The following is a 16432-nucleotide window of genomic DNA, read 5'->3' as shown; positions in this document are numbered from 1 at the left end:
CTCTCCCTCTCCGGGTGGAGAGGGATCTGCCCTTGCATATGCCTGAGGACCGAGAAGCCAGTGACTACTTGAAGCCGGCGATGGCGTGCGGGACATAGGGTGCTTCCAGTGCTGCGATTTCCTCGGCGGTGAGCTTGACCGAGAGCGAGGCAACGGCGTCTCTGAGGTGGTTCGGTTTGGACGCACCGATGATCGGGGCGGTCACCGCACTTTTCTGCAGGATCCACGCAGTTGCGACCTGGGCGCGGGAGATGTTGCGGGCCTTGGCGATTTCGGCCACGGCCCCGACGATCTTGCGGTCGGCATCAATGGACTGGGTGTAGAGCGTCTTGCCGAATTCGTCGGTTTCGCTGCGCGCCGTCGTCTCGTCCCAGTCGCGGGTCAGGCGGCCGCGGGCAAGCGGGCTCCAGGGGATGACGGCGATCTTCTGATCCTCGCAGAGTGGCAGCATTTCGCGCTCTTCCTCACGGTAGAGCAGGTTCAGGTGGTCCTGCATGCTGACGAATTCGGTCCAGCCGTTCAGCCTGGAGACGTAGAGCGCCTTGGCGAATTGCCAGGCATACATGGAGGAGGCGCCGATATAACGCGCCTTGCCCGATTTGACGACGTCGTGCAGCGCTTCCAGCGTTTCCTCGATCGGCGTCGTGTAGTCGAAGCGGTGGATCTGGTAGAGATCCACGTAGTCGGTGCCGAGGCGACGCAGGCTGTTGTCGATCTCGTCGAAGATCGCCTTGCGCGACAGGCCGGCGCCGTTCGGGCCTGGCCGCATGCGGTTGAACACCTTGGTCGCCAGCACGATGTCCTCGCGTTTGGCGAAGTCTTTTATGGCCCGGCCGACGATCTCCTCTGATGAACCATTGGAATAGGTGTTGGCGGTGTCGAGGAAATTGATGCCGAGGTCGATCGCCTGCTTGATCATCGTCCGGCTTTCGTCTTCCCTGAGGCTCCAGGCATGATTGCCGCGGCCGGGGTCGCCGAAGGTCATGCAGCCCAAGCAGATTTTCGACACTTCGAGACCGGTCTTTCCAAATTTTGCGTATTCCATGAAACGACTCCGTGATGAATTGGATGACCCCCCAGGCGGCTTTCCATGATTTAGCGCGCGATGGCCAAAGTCGCAGGGCGGCAAATGAAGAATCTATGCTGCATGCGCACAATGATCCGTGATCGACTTCTGAAGCTCATCGCTGTCGATTCCGGCTGCAGCTTGCACATCCGCGCCGCAAGATGTTAGCTGATGCAGCATTTTACTGGAATCCGACCATGCAACTGCCGTCCCACGATCGCTACGACGATCTTTATCGCGATTTCTCCTGGCGGATTCCGGAGGATTTCAATATCGGCCGCGCCGTCAGCGACGACTGGGCCGCAAGAGATCCGGAGCGCGTCTGCCTTGAGCATTTCAGCCCCGATGGCAATCATCTTTCGCTGACTTACGGTGAGCTTGCCGGTTCCTCCTCCATGTTCGCCAATGCGCTGGCTTCGCTCGGCATTAAGCGAGGCGACCGTGTCGCCCTGCTGATGCCCCAGTCCTTCGAGACCGTGGTCGTTCATGTTGCGATCTACAAGATGGGCGCAATCGCCTTGCCGCTGGCGCTGCTCTTCGGCGTCGAGGCGCTCGAATACAGGCTGAGGACCTCAGGTGCGGTGGCAATCGTCACCAATGATTTCGGCCTCGATCGCATCCGGCAAATTCGCGATCGGCTGCCGGAGCTTCGGCATGTGATCAGCCTCGATAATGCTCTCGATGCTCTCTCCTTTGCCGATCTGATCGTGTCATACGAGCCCTTCTTCAAGGGAGAAAAGACGTCTCCCGACGATCCGGCGCTGATGATTTTCACCTCGGGAACGACAGGCCCGCCCAAGGGCGCGCTGCATGGTCATCGCGTTCTGCCCGGCCATATTCCCGGTATGCAGTTTGCCCATGAGGGCTTTCCGAAAGTGGGCGACAAGGTCTGGACGCCGTCCGACTGGGCGTGGGCGGGCGGTCTGCTCAATGCGTTGCTGCCGAGCCTTCTGCTCGGAATTCCCGTGGTCTCGTCGCCGGCGCAGAAATTCGATGCCCATATGGCCTATCGCATCATGGCGGAGATGGATGTGCGCAACGCCTTCATTCCGCCGACGGCGCTGAGGCTGATGAGATCCGTGCCCGATCCACGCTCGAAATATGATCTGGTGCTGCGCACCATCGGTTCGGCCGGGGAGGCGCTCGGCCGCGAGACCTATGAATGGGCGCGGCATACGCTCGGCATCACCGTCAACGAATTCTACGGCCAGACGGAGTGCAATTTCGTGCTCGCTTCCAGCGCTGCCTATGGCGTCACCAAGGCCGGTGCCATCGGACGGGCAGTGCCTGGGCATCGCGTCGCGATCGTCAGCGAGACGGGCGACGAGTTGCCCGTCGGCGAACCGGGCCAGATCGCCATCGCCAGTCCCGATCCTGTGATGTTCCTCGGCTATTGGGACGATGCGGCGGCGACCGAACGAAAATTCGCCAAGGGCTGGCTGCTCACCGGCGATATCGGCCGGCAGGACGCCGAAGGCTACGTCACCTTCGAAGGCCGCGATGACGACGTCATCACCTCGTCGGGATATCGCATCGGCCCGGCCGAGATCGAGGACTGCCTGATCGGCCATCCCGCCGTGCAGCTCGCCGCCGCCGTCGGCAAGCCCGATGCCGTGCGCACCGAGATCGTCAAGGCCTATATCGTGCTTTCACCGGGCCATCACCCAAGCGAGGCGCTGGCAGCCGAGATAAGGGAGTGGGTGAAGACGCGGCTTTCGATGCACGAATATCCCCGCGAGGTGGAGTTCATCGATGCATTGCCGCTGACCACCACCGGCAAGGTGATCCGCCGACTGCTGCGCGAAAGGGCGGCCAGCGAGCGATAGAGCATTCCCGGACGAAAAACCGCTACGCACTTTTGCTGGAATTGCTTAGCCTCGGCCGGCAAGCGACATGATCTTTTCGCGCAGCATCTTCGCCATGTTGCGGGTGCTGCGGTACATGTGGAGCTGGGCTGAGACCTGGCGCATGTCGCGGTCGCCGTTCTGCGTCAGGCCGATCACCAGCGTTCCCATCTCCTCGCGCTCCTGCCAGAAACGGCTCATGATCGGATGATCCGAGACAGCGCAGGAATCGGAGCGCACGATATTGGCATCGTCGAGATGCCATTCGGTGAGTTCGCTCATCAAAAGCTTGCCCGGCGAATAGCGGGCGTAGTTCTCGTCATAAGCGGTCTTCCACGTATAGGCCTCGCCGCCCATCATCAGCACGACGATGGCGGCTATCGCCTTGCCGTTGAGATCGATCGTGTGAATACGCACGGCATCGACGGCGGCAAGGTTCGACACCGCCTCGCGGGCGAAGGCCGTATGATAACGATCGGTGACGAGAGCGCTTCGCCGCTTGCCCTTCCAGCCGCCGGCTTCCATCGCCAGGAATTCCTCGAAGCGGACATGGATTTCGCGCGGCTGGCGGGCGACGGTATAGACCGCTGTTCCCACCTCCTCCAGCAGGCGCCACTGGCGGCGCATCTCGCGCATGTGCGAGGAGGAGATGGTTTTGCCGAGATAGGCCGGCGCCTCTTCGTCGCTCTGCAGCATCGGGCGCAGGTAGGGATTGGTGACAGTAACGGGAAGATTGCGGCTGAGCGCCACGGCCTTGAGCATGCGCACGAAGATACCGTTCAGCCTGAGATCCGGCAGAACCAATATGCCGGGCAGATTGAGATCGCCGGCGGTCAGTCCCTCGAAGAGATTGTCGAGCGTCTCGGCGGCATCCTCGCCATCGACGAGCGGCGTGCCGAGCGGACCGAAGCTGTTCGACCAGCCGCGGATGATCGATGGGCCGACGGCGAAGCCCGGCTTGTCGACCGAAAACGGCAAGAGGAACCGCATGCGGCTGCGGCCGGCATTGTGATCGCGGATCAGGGCGAAGTTCACCTGCCGATCTTCGAGCCGCGGCATGGCGGGGGCTAGGAAACGGCCGGAGAAAAAGACGTTCGGCTCCATCGCCCGGTTGGAGAGGAAATCGAGCTCATCCTGAAGCTCATAGCCCAGCTTGCCGGGATAGAGGCAGAGCTCGCGCCCCGGCCGGCCGATCTCGGCGCGAGCCTCGGCCCGCGGTGCTTCGAAATTCAACGCGGCGAGATCATGCACCATGCGGTTTGCGGCGCTGTCGGTGCTTTCGGTAACGGGGGGAACACGCACCATCTATCGAACTCTCATTTCTGGCGTTGCGGCGGAGGGGCTGGCGAAGGCGAAAAGGACGATGCCGAGCGTATGGCGCACGGCGACATGCAGCAGGATCGCCTCGACCGCCATGGCCGAGGCCGTGGCGATCGCCGTGCCCTCGATGCCGTAATGCGGGATCAAAGCGAGGTTGAGGCTGACATTGGCCGTCAATGCGCCGGCATAGAGTGTGACGCAGAGGTTCTGCTTGCCTGCCATCATCAGCAGCGTTTCGGCCGGGCCGACCAGCGATTTGGCGAGGATGCCGGCGAGCAGGATCGCCATCACCAGATAGCCTGATGTAAAGGCGCCGCCGAAGAGCGACAGCAGCAGATGGCCTGCCGCAAGCACGACAAGGCCGACCCCGAGCGCCGGCCAGAAGGTCCAGCGGGCGGCGTCGATGGCAGCGGTTGCCAGCTGGGCGTGGTCGCCTTCGGCGATGATCGAGGAAAAGCGCGGGCCGGAGGCGGCCTTGACCGAGAAATTGATGAAATGCACCAGCGCCATCGTCTTGGCGGCGGCGAAATAGATGGCGACGTCGTGCGGCTCGAGGAAGATGCCGACGACGACGACATCGGAATTGGTGAGCAGGAAGCTCACGCCCTCGATCAGGAAAATCGGGAAGGCGACGCTGAACCAGGCGAGGAAATCGACCTTGCGCGGGCCTTCGTCATAATGCCGGCGAAGGCGGTAGAGCGTTGCGGCATACTGACCAAGGGCGGTGACGAAGGTGGCGACGAGTGCTGCCTGCATCGCGGTGACGGCCGTGTGCTCGGCGCCGATGGCAATCGCGATCAGCATGAAGAGGATGATGAGGATCGGGCGGACGATGTAAACCGGGCTCAACGCCATCACTGGCCAATGGTTCGCCCGTGACGTGCCTTCCAGAATATCGCCGAGCGCGATCATCGGCATGGCGAGCAGGCCGATGAAGATCGGGACGAGATAATAGACCTGGATCATATCGCCGAAGAAATGCAGCCCGAGCATGCCAGCGGCGAGCACCGTCGTGCCGGACAGCAGCGCAAAAATCCGAGCCGTGCCTGTCAGGCCGCGGATTTCCTCGAAAGCGCCCGCTGCCCTGTATTGCGGCAGGAAGCGGATGATCGCGGTGTGGAAACCGAGGCATGAGAGATCGCCGAAGACGACGACCAGCACCCAGACGAAAACGAAGATGCCATATTCATATTCGCCCATCAGCCGGGCAAGCACGATCTGGGAGACGAAGGCGAGTGCTGCGCTGAGGATGCGGATCGAAAACGCTGTCAGCGCCATGCGCTGGGCGGCCGCCTTCTCCCCGCGTTCGGTGAGCACGGCCGCAAGCATGCGCAGCGTACGGCCGCCGATTGGGCGCAGGCCCGCTGGCAGCATCTTCTCCGCTGTTTCTATGACCGCCATGATGAACACGCAAAACTCTGAGGTCAGGCAAATCGCCCCTGAAGTCTTGACAGAACAGGGTTAAGAAACGGTTCCGGATCGGGCTTGCCGTCCGACGTTGAAATTCCGGTTTTCCGGCGTAGCCGCAGAAAAGAAAATGCCGCCCGAAGGCGGCATTTTCGCGGATCTTGCGGGCTTGCCTCAGACCTGCTCGAAGGCGCCGTGGCAATGCTTGTATTTCTTGCCGGAGCCGCAGGGGCAGGTCTCGTTGCGGCCGACCTTGCCCCAGGTGGCGGGATCATCCGGGTTGCGGTTTTCAGGAGAAACGATGACTTCCGATGCCTGGTAGATCGCCGGGGCGAAATCGTCCTCGCCGGTCGTCGGATCCAGATGATGGGCCTGCATCAGCGGCGGTTCTGGTTCGGCAGGCGCCTGCTGCACCAGTTCGACGCGCATCAGCTGGGCGGTGACGGCCTCGCGCAGATTGTTGAGCAGCGCCGTGAAGAGCTCGAAGGCCTCCGACTTGTATTCCTGCAGCGGATCGCGCTGGGCGTAGCCGCGGAAGCCGATGACGGAGCGCAGATGGTCGAGGTTGACGATGTGCTCGCGCCAGAGATGATCAAGCGTCTGCATGACGATCGAGCGTTCGACATAATGCATGATGTCGTCGCCGAAACGCTCGGCCTTTTCCGTGAAGGCCGCATTGGCGGCTTCCGTCAGGCGCTCGCGGATATCGTCCTCGCCGATGCCTTCTTCCTTCACCCAGTCCTCGACCGGCAGGTCGAGATTGAGGATGTTCAAAGCGCCGGTTTTCAGGCCGACGGCATCCCATTGTTCGGCATAGGCGCGCTCTGGGATATGCTTGTCGACCATGTCCTCGATCACCTCACGGCGCATGTCGGAAACGGTCTCGGAAATATTGGTCGATTCCATCAGTTCGAGGCGCTGCTCGAAGACCACCTTGCGCTGATCGTTGAGAACGTCGTCATACTTCAAGAGGTTCTTGCGGATGTCGAAGTTGCGGGCTTCGACCTTCTTCTGGGCGCGCTCCAGGGCCTTGTTGATCCAGGGATGGACGATCGCCTCGCCCTCCTTGAGGCCGAGCTTGGTCAGCATGCTGTCCATGCGGTCGGAGCCGAAGATGCGCATCAGGTCGTCCTGAAGCGAGAGGTAGAACTTCGAGCGGCCGGGGTCACCCTGACGGCCGGAGCGGCCGCGCAGCTGATTGTCGATGCGGCGGCTTTCATGGCGTTCGGTAGCAATGACGTAGAGACCGCCGGCTTCGAGCGCCTTCTGCTTGAGTTCCTTGATCTCCTCGATGATCGCCTGGATCCGGGCGTCACGCTCCGGACCGGCTTCGACTTCGCCGAGCTCGCGCTCAATGCGCATGTCGAGGTTGCCGCCGAGCTGGATGTCGGTGCCGCGGCCGGCCATATTGGTGGCGATGGTGATGGCACCCGGTACACCCGCCTGGGCGACGATATAGGCTTCCTGCTCGTGGTAGCGGGCGTTCAGCACCTTGAAATCGTCGAAGCCTTGCTTGCGCAGGCGCTCGGCGAGCAGTTCCGATTTCTCGATCGAGGTGGTGCCGACCAGCACCGGCTGGCCGCGTTTGTGGGCGTCGAGGATCTCCTCGATGATCGCCTTGAACTTCTCGTCGAAGGTCCGGTAGACCTCGTCGTCCTCGTCGAGGCGCTTGATCGGCAGGTTGGTCGGGACCTCGATGACATCGAGATTGTAGATGTTGGCGAATTCTTCCGCTTCCGTCTGTGCCGTACCCGTCATGCCGGCGAGCTTGTCGTACATGCGGAAGTAGTTCTGGAAGGTGATCGAGGCCAGCGTCTGGTTTTCCGGCTGGATCTGCACCTTTTCCTTGGCTTCGAGCGCCTGGTGCTGGCCTTCCGAATAGCGGCGGCCCGGCATCATGCGGCCGGTGAACTCGTCGATGATGACGACTTCGTCGTTGCGGACGATATAGTCCTTGTCGCGCTGGAAGAGCTTGTGGGCCTTCAGCGCGTTGTTGACGTGGTGGACGATCGCAACGTTCTCGATGTCGTAGAGCGCGTTGCCTTTCAAAAGGCCGGCCTGGCGGAGCAGGTTTTCCAGCTTCTCGGTGCCCTCTTCGGAGAAGTTGGCGGAACGCTGCTTCTCGTCGATCTCGTAATCGCTGGGCACCAGCAGCGGAATGTAGGCGTCGATCGTATTATAGAGTTCGGAGCGGTCGTCGAGCGGACCGGAGATGATCAGCGGCGTGCGCGCCTCGTCGACGAGGATCGAGTCCACTTCGTCGACGATTGCGAAGTTGTGGCCGCGCTGGACCATCTGGTTCTTCTCGTACTTCATGTTATCGCGCAGATAATCGAAGCCGAGTTCGTTGTTGGTGGCGTAAGTAATGTCGCAGGCATAGGCCGCGTGGCGTTCCTCGTCGGAGAGGCCGTGGACGATGACGCCGGTGGTCATGCCGAGGAAGCCGTAAACGCGGCCCATGGTCGCGGCATCGCGCTGGGCGAGGTAGTCGTTGACGGTGACGACGTGCACGCCCTTGCCGGAAAGCGCGTTCAGATAGACCGGCAGGGTGGCGACGAGGGTCTTGCCTTCGCCGGTCTTCATCTCGGCGATCGCATTCGAATGCAGGATCATGCCGCCGACCAGCTGTACGTCAAAAGGTCGCAGGCCGAGAACGCGGCGCGAGGCTTCGCGCACGACGGCAAAGGCCGGGATCAGAATGTCGTCCAGCGTCTTGCCCTCGGCGAGCAGGGCGCGAAACTCCACGGTCTTTGCCGCGAGCTGCTCGTCCGTCAGGGCCTTCGTCTTCTCTTCGATAGAGTTGATGGCAGTGACGTTCGGCTGGAAGGACCGCACGCGGCGGTCGTTGGAAGACCCAAATAACTTGCGGGCTATACCGCCAAAGCTGACCATATGACTGGCCCTTTCTCAATATTCATCCCCGGCGTTTCTTGTTCGCGGCCCAGCCGAAAATCAGGCGCGCGCCTTAAAACGCCCGGAAACTGTTCTGGACGCGAGGTTGCGTGACAGATAAGAGGGGGGTCGAATGATGTCAACGGATTTGGCGGATACAGAAAGGCCACAATCCGATGTTGATGGCTATTTTGGGCTGGATTCAGGGGATGCTGAAACCGGCAATGTAACTGTGAAGGGTATTTCATGTTGAGCACCAACAAACTTGCCGTTCTGGCGTTCGCAACTTTTGTTGCGCTCCAGGCTCCGGCCTATGCCGATGACGCCGTCATCGCCAAGGTCGGCACTCTGGAGATCCACCAGTCGGAACTCGACCTCGCCGTCGCCAATCTCGACCCGCAGCTGGCACAGCTTCCCGATGACCAGAAGAAGGTCGCAGCCCTTTCCGCCGCCATCGACGTCAAGCTGCTCGCCGCCGATGCTGCGGCCGAGAAGCTCGATCAGACCGACGAATTCAAGAAGCGCATGCAGTATCTCACCGACCGCGAGCTGCACAATGCCTATTTCAAGAAGCATGTCGTCGACATCGTGACGCCTGACGAAGTCAAGGCCCGCTACGACAAGGAAGTCGCTGCCCTGCCGAAGCAGGAGGAAGTCCACGCCCGTCACATCCTCGTCAAGACCGAGGACGAAGCCAAGGACATCATCAAGCAGCTCGACGCCGGCAAGGATTTCGCCGAACTCGCCAAGGAAAAGTCCACCGATCCGAACAAGTCGGAAGGCGGCGATCTCGGTTATTTCTCGCGCGGCCGCATGGTCAAGGAATTCGAAGACGCAGCCTTCGCGCTTGAGAAGGGCACCTATTCCAAGACGCCCGTCAAGACCGATTTCGGCTTCCACGTCATCAAGGTCGAAGATAAGCGCGACGCTCCGCCGCCGCCCTTCGATCAGGTGCAGGATCAGGTTCGTCAGCTCGTCATGCGCGACAAGTATCTTGAGCTTCTGAACAAGGCGAAGGCTTCGGCCAAGATCGAGATCACGGACGAGACGCTGCGCAAGGGTTACGACCAGGCCAACAAGCAGCCGGAGCCGGGCAGCGAGCCCGTCGCGCCGGCGCCGCAGCAGTAATATTCGCATCAGGGCCCGGTTCTTCCGGGCCCTTCATTAGATCCGGATGTTTTTGGCCTGATCGACCTGAAATCTGAATCCGGATCTAAATCAAAAAGCAGAGCATGATGTCGTCCGAAAACCGCTGGCACTTTTCGGCATCATGCGCTGGCATCGTTTGTTGTCGCATTTCCGGACGGCGAACCGGTTTCCAATTCGCCTGGAAATGCTCATTGGCAGGTCTCATCATGTCCGGTTCCGTCTCTCCGCTTGCTCCGAAATCCTTCGTCTCGATGCCACCGCTGCGCGGCGTGCGCATGGCGACGGCTTCCGCCGGCATCAAGTACAAGAACCGTACCGACGTGCTGATGATGGTCTTCGACAGGCCGGCGACCGTCGCGGGCGTTTTTACCCGCTCGAAGTGCCCGTCGGCGCCGGTCGATTTCTGCCGCGCCAACCTCCCCCATGGCAGCGCCCGCGCCGTCGTCGTCAACTCAGGCAATGCCAATGCTTTCACCGGCCTGAAGGGCCGCCAGGCGACTGCGCTGACGGCGAAATCGGCTGCCGCTGCTGTCGGCTGCGCCGAGAATGAGGTCTATCTGGCCTCGACCGGCGTCATCGGCGAACCGCTCGATGCCACCAAATTTTCAGGCGTTCTGGAACGGATGCAGGTCGAAGCGACCGGCGATTTCTGGTTCGAGGCTGCCAAGGCGATCATGACGACCGACACCTATCCGAAGGTTTCCACCCGCAGCGCCGAGATCGGCGGCGTGGCCGTGACGATCAACGGCATCGCCAAGGGCGCGGGCATGATCGCGCCTGATATGGCGACGATGCTCTCCTTCGTCGTCACCGATGCCGACATCGCGCCTGCCGCGCTGCAGGCGCTTCTGTCTGACGGCGTCGGCCCGACCTTCAATTCCATGACCGTCGACAGCGATACCTCCACCTCCGATACGCTGATGCTGTTTGCGACAGGTGCCGCAGCCGAGGACGGCCAGGTCCGCATCGAACGCGCCGATGATCCGCGCCTTGCCGCCTTCCGAGCCGCACTCAACGAAGTGCTGAAGGATCTGTCGCTGCAGGTGGTGCGGGACGGCGAGGGCGCCACCAAGATGCTCGAAATCACCGTGACGGGCGCAGAGAGCGATGCCGCCGCCAAGCGCATCGGGCTGTCGATCGCCAATTCGCCGCTGGTCAAGACGGCGGCCGCCGGCGAGGACGCCAATTGGGGCCGTGTCGTCATGGCCGTCGGCAAGTCCGGCGAGATGGCCGACCGCGACCGGCTCGCCATCTGGTTCGGCGACATCAGGGTCGCCGTCAATGGCGAGCGTGATCCCGATTATTCCGAGGAGGCGGCCTCGAACGTCATGAAGGCGCAGGATATCCCCGTCAAAGTCGATATCGGGCTCGGCACCGGCACGGCAACCGTCTGGACCTGCGACCTCACCAAGGAATATGTTGCGATCAATGGCGACTATCGGAGCTGATCGTTCATTGGCGCAGGCATCCATTTCCTCACACAATCTGCCGCTGGTCCGCAGGCTGGAGGCCGTCGGCTTTCGCGCCTGGCCAGCGGCATCCGTGCAATATGACGGCAGCTGGCAGGTGCGGCTGACGGCCGGTCACCCGTCCAACCGACTGAATTCGATCGTGCCGCTTGATCCTTCGGATCATCGCGACGTCGAAATCCGCCTGGAAAAAGCGCGCCGGAAGTTCGAGGCCTATGGCCGCGCTGCCGTGGTCCGCCAGACGCCGCTTGCCTCGCCGGTGCTGATCGAACTTCTGCGCGCGCAGAACTGGACGCGCTTCGACGATACGGTGGTGATGACCTGCGACCTTGCCGAGGCAGAGCTGCCGGATACGCTCGATCACCTGCCGACCCATGATGTCGGCCGTTTCGTCGACGCCAACCTCGCCGTCGAGCAGGCGCCACTGAGGCTGAAGCCGGCGCTTGCCGAGATCATTTCGGCGATCAAGCCGCCATCCGGCCTGTTCATGATCGAGAACGCGGCGGACGGCCCGCTTGCGACCGTGCTCTGCGTCCAGGACAACGACCTCGCCGGCATCATGTCGCTTTCGGTCTCCGAGGCGCGGCGGCGCGAGGGGCTCGGCACCGAAATCCTGACCTCGGCGCTACGCTGGGCGCGCATGCGTAGCGCCCGTTCGGCCTGGCTGCAGGTGAAGCTGTCCAACCGCCCGGCCATCGCACTTTATGAGCGCCTCGGTTTTCGCGACGCCTATCATTATTGCTATTGGCAAAAGGAGCCGCGATGAGCGAGGCGGGCCGGAAGATATTGCTGGTCGCCGCCTGTGCGCTGATCGATGCCGACGGGCGTATCCTGTTGGCACAGCGCCCCGAGGGAAAGTCGCTCGCCGGGCTCTGGGAGTTTCCCGGCGGCAAGGTCGAGCCGGGTGAGACGCCGGAGGAAACACTGGTGCGCGAGCTCGAGGAAGAACTCGGCATCAACACCAAGATCGCCTGCCTGGCGCCGCTGACCTTCGCCAGCCACTCCTACGAGACCTTCCACCTTTTGATGCCGCTTTATATCTGCCGGCGCTATGAGGGCATTCCCCAGGGCCGCGAGGGTCAGGCGCTGAAATGGGTGCGCCCGCAGGCGCTGCGCGATTATCCGATGCCGCCGGCTGACGAGCCGCTCATCCCGATGTTGCAGGATTTACTTTAGCATTGTCTGATTATTATTGTGCCACACCGTTTTCGGCTGTGGATATTAATGGATCGTTTAACACCTTCTGCCAAAGATCGGCCTCAATCAAGCATCTGGCGTGCGTGTATTAAAAGGCTTGACGTCATGGACGATGATTTCTGGAAAGCTGTCCGGGAAAAGGAACGGGCCTCGTCTGCCTCGCGCAGGACGGGTGCGCTGAATATCGCCCTTCTGTTCGGCACGGCGGTGGTCGCGCTGACGCTCATCCTGACGCCAATGCTTGCGGATTCCTCGAAGAAAAGCGTCTTTGCCAGTGCTCCGGCGGATTTCGATACGATCACGACAGGATCAATCCCGAAGAGCGAAAGCGGCAAGCGTTATACGATCCGCCGCAGCGTCCTCCAGGATACGCCAGGCTCGGTCTGCGTCGTCCAGGGCTACGGCGTCGGCGCCGGTTGCTGAAGAATGCCGGCCGTCGCCCGATGGTCGTGGAATTGGTCGTTTGCTGTCGGTTTCGCTCAGAGGGTCGCGTAATAATGCGTATTTTGAAAGCATTTCTTGCCGATAACAGAGGTGCGACGGCAATTGAGTATGGCTTGATCGCCGCCCTCATTTGTGGCGCGCTCGTCTCTGGTCTCGGGGTCTTCACCGGCGCCTTGCAAGACGTCTTCAACGTGATCAACAACAATATGACGGTGAATTGAAGAAGCAGCCGGCCCTTACTGCTTGAGCTTGTGTTCGTCCACCTTCAGTGCATCGGCAAGGCGCGCCTTGGCCGAACCTGGCCTGAGCGGCTTTTGCTGGCTCTCATGGGCAGACCATCCCGAGACATAGATGATCGAGAAGGTGGCGCGGATACGTCCGTCGGGATCGGAATAACGTTCGGCGTAGATCTCCGCTGCGCGCAGGAAGAAGGCGCGCGTCAGCGGCATCCGGGCGCGGGCTGCAAGCGGATTGCTCATGCCCATCGCTCTCAGATCCCGCATCAGCGGAAAGAGCGAATCATATCGCACCGTATAGTTCTCCGCATCGATCACCGGCAACGTGAAGCCGGCGCGCTGCATGAGGCTGCCGACATCGCGCACATCAGCGAAGGGGATGACACGCGGGCTTGCGCCACCCGTCATCTCGACCTCGGTGGCCAGCAGCACATCGCGCAGTTCCTGCAATGTGCCGGCGCCGGAGATCGCGGCCATGAACAGGCCGTCCGGCTTCAGGGCGCGGCGGATCTGGATGAAGACACCCGGCGTATCGTTGGTCAGATGCAGGCTGAGCGGCGCAAGGATAAGATTGGCCGATTGCGGTTCGAGCGGCACATCCTCCAGCGGCGCCTCGATCAAGGTTTCGCCCGGTCCGGCATAGGCCTTCTCGCTTTCGATGCGGATCATCGTGCCGATTTTGCCCGTCGCTAGCGCGGCACGGGCGGCAGCACCGGTTGCGCCATGCAGTTCGACGGCGGTCTCGAAGGTCCGCTCGACCACAGTAAGCCTCTCTGCCATTTCCTCAGCGGCAATGTCGAGCAGGAAGGCGGCTTTCGGGTCGTTGTTTACAAGCGCACGATGGCGATGTGCGGCGATCAGGGCGCTGTCGAAGATCGTTTCCATGGCGATGTCCTTAGTCCCGCGCCGTCTGTGCGGCAAGACGATTTTCCTTTCGTGGAGAACGCGCTAGTCTCTGCGGCATGGGGCCAATCGAATTGAAAAGACCGGCAGAATTCTTGCGGACGCATCTCTTGCGGCCGTTTTCGGCGCTTGCCGATTTCTTTTATCCGCCCGCCTGTTCCGTCTGCGGCATTTCCACAGGCGGCCATCGCGGGCTCTGTGCGAAATGTTGGTCCAGTATCCGCTTCATCGAACGGCCCTATTGCGAGGTGCTCGGCATTCCCTTCTCGCACGATCTCGGCGCCGGGATCCTCAGCGCCGAGGCGATCGCCAACCCGCCGCCCTTCGACCGGCTGCGGTCGGCTGCGACCCACGATCATGCGGTCCGTGATCTCGTCCATGGGCTGAAATATCGCGATCGTACCGATCTGGCGCCGATGATGGCCGCCTGGATGCTGCGCGCCTCCGACGAAACCGTCGAACGTTGCGATGCGCTGATCCCGGTGCCGTTGCACCGCACCCGCATGCTGTCGCGCAAGTTCAACCAGGCAGCAGAGCTTGCCCGCCACATGGCAAAGCTCTCGGGCAAGCCGCTGCTTGCCGCCACGCTTATTCGCGTCAAGCGCACCAGCCAGCAGGTCGGCCTTGGCGCAAAGGCGCGCGAGGACAATGTCAGGGGCGCTTTCGCGATTGCCAAGGGTTGCGAAAACGACATTTTCGGCAAGCGCATCGTGCTGGTCGACGACGTCTATACAACAGGGGCGACGGTCGCTGCCGCAACCCGCGTGCTGCGCAAGGCAGGTGCCCTCGACATAACGGTTTTGACCTTTGCAAGGGCTCTTCCCGAGCCTATATGACAGACATACCCCGGCATCCGTCTGGAGATCTTTATGGTACCCGTCACTATCTATACACGGCAGTTTTGCGGTTATTGCAGCCGCGCCAAGTCCCTTCTCGAAGAAAAGGGCGTCGAATATGTTGAGCACGACGCGACCTTTTCGCCGGATCTTCGCCAGGAGATGATCGGCAAGGCAAACGGCCGTACCACCTTTCCGCAGATATTCATCGGCACCGATCATGTCGGCGGTTGCGACGATCTCTTTGCACTCGATCGGGCCGGCAAGCTCGATCCGATGCTTGTTGCCTGAGGAAAAACCGATGAGCTTCAAGGCCGCCGCCGTCCAGATGTGCTCCGGGGTTGATCCCGTAAAGAACGCCGCCGCCATGGCGCGCCTAGTGCGCGAGGCCGCAGCCCAGGGCGCGACCTATGTGCAGACGCCCGAGATGACCGGCATGCTACAGCGTGACCGCGCAGCGGCGCATGCCGTGCTTGCCGACGAGACGGACGACATCATCGTCAAGACCGGTTCGGAGCTTGCAGTCGAACTCGGCATCCATATGCATGTCGGCTCGACGGCGATCGCGCTTGCCGACGGCAAGATTGCCAATCGCGGTTTCCTCTTTGGCCCCGACGGCAGGATCCTCAATCGTTACGACAAGATCCACATGTTCGACGTCGACCTCGACAATGGCGAGAGCTGGCGTGAAAGTGCCGCCTATACCGCCGGCTCGGAGGCGCGCGTGCTGTCGCTGCCCTTTGCCGAAATGGGCTTCACCATCTGCTACGACGTGCGTTTCCCGGCGCTTTTCCGTGCCCAGGCGGTGGCCGGCGCCGAGGTGATGACCGTTCCTGCCGCCTTCACGAAGCAGACCGGTGAGGCGCATTGGGAGATACTTCTCCGGGCGCGGGCGATCGAGAACGGCGTCTTCGTCATCGCCGCCGCTCAGGCCGGCCGGCATGAGGACGGCCGTGAGACCTTCGGCCATTCGATGATCATCGATCCATGGGGCACGGTGCTGGCCTCGGCCGGCGCCACCGGCGAGGCGGTCATCGTCGCCGAAATCGATCCCGGCGCAGTCAAGGTTGCGCACAACAAGATCCCGAACCTTAGGAACGGCCGGGAATTCTCGGTCGAAAAGATTGCGGGGGCAGTCGCCGGAGGCGTCGCCGCTTGATCCGCTATTCCCTCACCTGCGACAATGCCCATGAATTCGAAGGCTGGTTTTCGGAAGGCGCGGATTTCGACCGTCAGGTCGCGACCGGTTTTCTGACCTGCCCGGTCTGCCATTCCGCCGCCATTTCCAAGTTGCTGATGGCACCCTCGGTCTCGACTGCGCGCAAGAAGGACGAAATGCAGACGCTGGCGATGGATGCCATGCGCCGCGAGGCCTTGCAAAAACTCAAGGAGGCCGTTGCGGCGGTCAAGGCCAATTCCGAGGATGTCGGCACGCAATTTCCCGAGGAAGCCCGCAAGATCCATTACGGCGAGGCGGATGCCCGCGGCATCATCGGCCAGGCGACGTTCGACGAGGCGCAGGCGCTCCTCGAAGAGGGCATCGAGATCGCAGCCATTCCCGTTTTGCCGGAAGACGTGAACTGACATGCAGTCCGCGCGTCTGGCCGTCTGCAATTTCAGCCTGCATTTCGAGCTGCCGAAAGTGTAGCCGGCTTACTGACGGCGGGAA

At 61.7% G+C, this 16432-nt stretch carries 16 protein-coding genes; 11 read left to right on the top strand and 5 right to left on the bottom strand.

From position 1 onward, the window contains the following. Positions 1-64 precede the first annotated feature (64 nt). The gene (locus tag C3Y91_RS28940) at positions 65-1045 is read right to left on the bottom strand and encodes an aldo/keto reductase (RefSeq protein WP_168576101.1); all 981 of its coding nucleotides are present in this window, start codon (positions 1043-1045) and stop codon (positions 65-67) included. Positions 1046-1263: 218 nt separating this feature from the next. Here C3Y91_RS28940 and C3Y91_RS28935 point away from each other — a divergent pair, with 218 nt between their 5' ends. Beyond that, entirely contained in the window at positions 1264-2892 is a 1629-nt protein-coding gene (locus C3Y91_RS28935) for an AMP-binding protein (RefSeq protein WP_027689392.1), read from the top strand. Between the two features lie 45 nt (positions 2893-2937). Here C3Y91_RS28935 and C3Y91_RS28930 read toward each other — a convergent pair whose 3' ends face one another. From C3Y91_RS28930 to secA, 3 genes are all read right to left on the bottom strand, one after another. Then, positions 2938-4215 (bottom strand): GNAT family N-acetyltransferase, encoded by a 1278-nt coding sequence (locus tag C3Y91_RS28930; RefSeq protein ID WP_018069217.1) that lies wholly within the window; start codon positions 4213-4215, stop codon positions 2938-2940. Beyond that, on the bottom strand, positions 4216-5631 hold the full coding sequence (locus tag C3Y91_RS28925) for a lipopolysaccharide biosynthesis protein (RefSeq protein ID WP_032995491.1): 1416 nt from the start codon (positions 5629-5631) through the stop codon (positions 4216-4218). 180 nt (positions 5632-5811) lie between these two features. Next, positions 5812-8529, bottom strand: a complete 2718-nt coding sequence (gene secA, locus C3Y91_RS28920) for a preprotein translocase subunit SecA (RefSeq protein WP_018069215.1) — start codon at positions 8527-8529, stop codon at positions 5812-5814. Between the two features lie 246 nt (positions 8530-8775). Here secA and C3Y91_RS28915 point away from each other — a divergent pair, with 246 nt between their 5' ends. The 6 genes from C3Y91_RS28915 to C3Y91_RS28885 all read left to right on the top strand — a co-directional run bounded on the left by C3Y91_RS28915 (position 8776) and on the right by C3Y91_RS28885 (position 13009). Beyond that, positions 8776-9657: a peptidylprolyl isomerase gene (locus C3Y91_RS28915; protein ID WP_024323596.1), complete on the top strand. Its 882-nt coding sequence runs from the start codon at positions 8776-8778 to the stop codon at positions 9655-9657. Positions 9658-9884: 227 nt separating this feature from the next. Beyond that, positions 9885-11126, top strand: coding sequence for a bifunctional glutamate N-acetyltransferase/amino-acid acetyltransferase ArgJ (gene argJ / locus C3Y91_RS28905; RefSeq protein WP_024323595.1), 1242 nt, complete (start codon positions 9885-9887; stop codon positions 11124-11126). Continuing rightward, positions 11107-11913 carry a GNAT family N-acetyltransferase gene (locus tag C3Y91_RS28900; protein ID WP_018069212.1) on the top strand — a complete coding sequence of 269 codons (807 nt, stop codon included), beginning with the start codon at positions 11107-11109 and terminating at the stop codon, positions 11911-11913. The genes argJ and C3Y91_RS28900 overlap by 20 nt, the downstream gene beginning before the upstream one ends. Further along, a complete protein-coding gene (gene mutT, locus C3Y91_RS28895) occupies positions 11910-12323 on the top strand; it encodes an 8-oxo-dGTP diphosphatase MutT (protein ID WP_012759141.1) in 414 nt (137 codons plus the stop codon). The genes C3Y91_RS28900 and mutT overlap by 4 nt, the downstream gene beginning before the upstream one ends. Positions 12324-12449: 126 nt before the next feature. Continuing rightward, entirely contained in the window at positions 12450-12767 is a 318-nt protein-coding gene (locus tag C3Y91_RS28890) for a hypothetical protein (protein WP_003543245.1), read from the top strand. Between the two features lie 74 nt (positions 12768-12841). Next, positions 12842-13009 (top strand): Flp family type IVb pilin, encoded by a 168-nt coding sequence (locus C3Y91_RS28885; RefSeq protein ID WP_024323594.1) that lies wholly within the window; start codon positions 12842-12844, stop codon positions 13007-13009. A gap of 15 nt (positions 13010-13024) precedes the next feature. Here C3Y91_RS28885 and C3Y91_RS28880 read toward each other — a convergent pair whose 3' ends face one another. Then, positions 13025-13909 carry a methyltransferase domain-containing protein gene (locus C3Y91_RS28880; protein ID WP_018069210.1) on the bottom strand — a complete coding sequence of 295 codons (885 nt, stop codon included), beginning with the start codon at positions 13907-13909 and terminating at the stop codon, positions 13025-13027. A 77-nt stretch (positions 13910-13986) separates the two neighbouring features. Here C3Y91_RS28880 and C3Y91_RS28875 point away from each other — a divergent pair, with 77 nt between their 5' ends. The 4 genes from C3Y91_RS28875 to C3Y91_RS28860 are packed head-to-tail and all read left to right on the top strand — an operon-like array spanning position 13987 to position 16347. Beyond that, on the top strand, positions 13987-14763 hold the full coding sequence (locus C3Y91_RS28875; protein WP_018069209.1) for a ComF family protein: 777 nt from the start codon (positions 13987-13989) through the stop codon (positions 14761-14763). A gap of 33 nt (positions 14764-14796) precedes the next feature. After that, the gene (gene grxC / locus C3Y91_RS28870; protein WP_018069208.1) at positions 14797-15054 is read left to right on the top strand and encodes a glutaredoxin 3; all 258 of its coding nucleotides are present in this window, start codon (positions 14797-14799) and stop codon (positions 15052-15054) included. Positions 15055-15064: 10 nt separating this feature from the next. Next, positions 15065-15922, top strand: a complete 858-nt coding sequence (locus C3Y91_RS28865) for a carbon-nitrogen hydrolase family protein (protein WP_018069207.1) — start codon at positions 15065-15067, stop codon at positions 15920-15922. Continuing rightward, a complete protein-coding gene (locus C3Y91_RS28860) occupies positions 15919-16347 on the top strand; it encodes a DUF1178 family protein (RefSeq protein WP_018069206.1) in 429 nt (142 codons plus the stop codon). Before C3Y91_RS28865 ends, C3Y91_RS28860 begins: the two co-directional genes overlap by 4 nt. Positions 16348-16432: the final 85 nt, after the last annotated feature.

This window comes from Rhizobium ruizarguesonis, from assembly GCF_012349115.1.
GTDB classification, from domain to species: Bacteria; Pseudomonadota; Alphaproteobacteria; order Rhizobiales; family Rhizobiaceae; genus Rhizobium; species Rhizobium ruizarguesonis.
The sequence above is the reverse complement of the archived record's forward strand: the minus strand, read 5'-3'. Positions and strand labels throughout refer to the sequence as shown.

Excerpts from the sequence above, each read along its gene's own strand:
- C3Y91_RS28875 (WP_018069209.1), top strand. The coding sequence starts at position 13,987 with ATGGGGCCAATCGAATTGAAAAGACCGGCAGAATTCTTGCGGACGCAT.
- argJ (WP_024323595.1), top strand. The coding sequence starts at position 9,885 with ATGTCCGGTTCCGTCTCTCCGCTTGCTCCGAAATCCTTCGTCTCGATG.
- C3Y91_RS28900 (WP_018069212.1), top strand. The coding sequence starts at position 11,107 with ATGGCGACTATCGGAGCTGATCGTTCATTGGCGCAGGCATCCATTTCC.
- C3Y91_RS28935 (WP_027689392.1), top strand. The coding sequence starts at position 1,264 with ATGCAACTGCCGTCCCACGATCGCTACGACGATCTTTATCGCGATTTC.
- secA (WP_018069215.1), bottom strand. The coding sequence starts at position 8,529 with ATGGTCAGCTTTGGCGGTATAGCCCGCAAGTTATTTGGGTCTTCCAAC.
- C3Y91_RS28930 (WP_018069217.1), bottom strand. The coding sequence starts at position 4,215 with ATGGTGCGTGTTCCCCCCGTTACCGAAAGCACCGACAGCGCCGCAAAC.
- C3Y91_RS28890 (WP_003543245.1), top strand. The coding sequence starts at position 12,450 with ATGGACGATGATTTCTGGAAAGCTGTCCGGGAAAAGGAACGGGCCTCG.
- C3Y91_RS28885 (WP_024323594.1), top strand. The coding sequence starts at position 12,842 with ATGCGTATTTTGAAAGCATTTCTTGCCGATAACAGAGGTGCGACGGCA.
- C3Y91_RS28880 (WP_018069210.1), bottom strand. The coding sequence starts at position 13,909 with ATGGAAACGATCTTCGACAGCGCCCTGATCGCCGCACATCGCCATCGT.
- C3Y91_RS28925 (WP_032995491.1), bottom strand. The coding sequence starts at position 5,631 with ATGGCGGTCATAGAAACAGCGGAGAAGATGCTGCCAGCGGGCCTGCGC.
- C3Y91_RS28940 (WP_168576101.1), bottom strand. The coding sequence starts at position 1,045 with ATGGAATACGCAAAATTTGGAAAGACCGGTCTCGAAGTGTCGAAAATC.
- mutT (WP_012759141.1), top strand. The coding sequence starts at position 11,910 with ATGAGCGAGGCGGGCCGGAAGATATTGCTGGTCGCCGCCTGTGCGCTG.
- C3Y91_RS28865 (WP_018069207.1), top strand. The coding sequence starts at position 15,065 with ATGAGCTTCAAGGCCGCCGCCGTCCAGATGTGCTCCGGGGTTGATCCC.
- C3Y91_RS28915 (WP_024323596.1), top strand. The coding sequence starts at position 8,776 with ATGTTGAGCACCAACAAACTTGCCGTTCTGGCGTTCGCAACTTTTGTT.
- grxC (WP_018069208.1), top strand. The coding sequence starts at position 14,797 with ATGGTACCCGTCACTATCTATACACGGCAGTTTTGCGGTTATTGCAGC.